Annotated in this window: 2 protein-coding genes; one reads left to right on the forward strand and one right to left on the reverse strand. The window is 62.8% G+C overall.

Annotated elements, in window-relative coordinates:
• Positions 1-144 precede the first annotated feature (144 nt).
• Positions 145-783, reverse strand: coding sequence for an exopolysaccharide biosynthesis protein (locus AB5Y92_RS02785; RefSeq protein ID WP_162517530.1), 639 nt, complete (start codon positions 781-783; stop codon positions 145-147).
• 246 nt (positions 784-1,029) lie between these two features.
• Here AB5Y92_RS02785 and AB5Y92_RS02790 point away from each other — a divergent pair.
• A partial coding sequence (locus tag AB5Y92_RS02790) for an outer membrane beta-barrel protein (RefSeq protein ID WP_368225476.1) occupies positions 1,030-1,646 on the forward strand: 617 nt, incomplete at its 3' end.

The raw sequence follows: 1,646 nt of genomic DNA on the forward strand, positions 1-1,646 counted from the left end.
GCGAGTAATCGCGCTGTGTCCGTTTCACACCTTGTCCCATCGGGCTCTCCATTTATTAGGGGGAAAGGTGTAAACCATATTCAGGACGGGACACACAAATCAAAAAGGGCGACCATCTGGTCGCCCTTTTTCTTTGCCTCGGATTTAGCCGAGCAGGCCGCTGGCGCTCTGGCCCGCCATCAGTAAGCCGATGGCCAGCACGCTGAACCAGACCAGGGTTGCGCTTACCAGCAGATAGCCGCTGGCAACGAACAGACCGTCCCGCTGCAACATGCCGGTGGCCAGCAGCAGGATGGCCCAGGCAGGCATGGCGTTGGTGAACGGGATGGCGCCCAGAGGCAGCATCAGCAGCAGGGCGGCCAGCATGATCAGCAGGCCGTTGCAGCGGTTGACCGTGTTGCTGCCGGTCAGCACCAGCAGGCGCGGGCGGATAACGCGATCGACCCGGGCCAGCAGATCCGCCCCCTTGTGCAGGGTCGTCTTGAGCTGGTCGGCAGCGAAGCGGCGCTCCATCAGCATGGCGGGCAGCCAGGGCACCCGATTGAGGGTGATGCCGATCCCGATAAAGAGGATCAGCAGGCCAAACGGGGTGCTGACCCCGGGAATGGAGACCGGCAGCAGGAAGGGGACGGTGAGCAGCACGCAAAACAGCAGCATGCCCTGCTCGCCCACCAGCGCGAGCATCTGGCGCAGGCTGATGTGGCTCTCGTCGATGGCGTGCGCGGTGGCCCGCAGGGTATCCGCGAGGGTAGTTTTGGGGTCGTTGAGTTGCGCGGCAACCATTCCCTGATGTCCTTTTGAGTGGTGATAACGGGTCCCGATGACCCGATTTGGCGCCAGCATACGTGGCAGAGGTTAACCGTCGATGAATGGTGGCGGGGCGCATAACGGCGCCAGTGGGGCGGTGCGGCAGGGTTCAGGCGAGAGGGAAATCCCGCGATGAAAGTGATCCGGTACAGCCGCCGTTTAGGATGGGCCTAGGACGCCTCTGGTATGCTTTCTGCACAATCACACAGGGAGCAGGGGATGATGAAGGGAGCCGGGATAGCGATGATGGGGCTGTTGCTGCCACTGGGGCAGGTCTGGAGTAGCGAGGCCGCGATCACATCCGGTTGGCAGGTGACGCCATTTTTCGGCTACAGCTCAGCCATCAACTTCGAGAAGAGTGACGAGGTGGTGCAGCCGGTCCCGCGCTCGGCCTCGCTCGATTCACTGCAGGGGCAGGGCTCCGGCAGCTGGGGCTTCTTTATCAGCAAGGAGGTGGATGATCCCGGCATGATCGAGCTGCTCTACAGCCATCAGTCCACCACCCTCTCTCCCGACCTGCCGGATCGCCTGACGGTGGACACCCTGCACTTTGCCGGTGCGCTTACTCTCTCTGACAACCTGATGGCGCCCTATATCGGCGCCGGGATCGGGGTGACCCGCTTTGCCGCCTACGACAGCGAGGTGACCCCTTCCATGTCGCTGGCGCTCGGGGTGCAACCGCGCCTCGCCGAGCATCTGGCCCTGCGGGCCGAGGTGCGCGGTTATGGCTCGCTGGTTAACGACAACAACCAGTTTCTCTGCAACCCGGAGCAGTGCGTGTTCAAGGTGCGCGGGGAGCTGGTAACCCAGTGGCAGGCCAATATCGGTCTTACCTTCCG

The sequence above is a fragment of the Aeromonas sp. R1-1 genome, assembly GCF_040908495.1.
In the GTDB taxonomy this organism is placed as follows: domain Bacteria; phylum Pseudomonadota; class Gammaproteobacteria; order Enterobacterales; family Aeromonadaceae; genus Aeromonas; species Aeromonas veronii.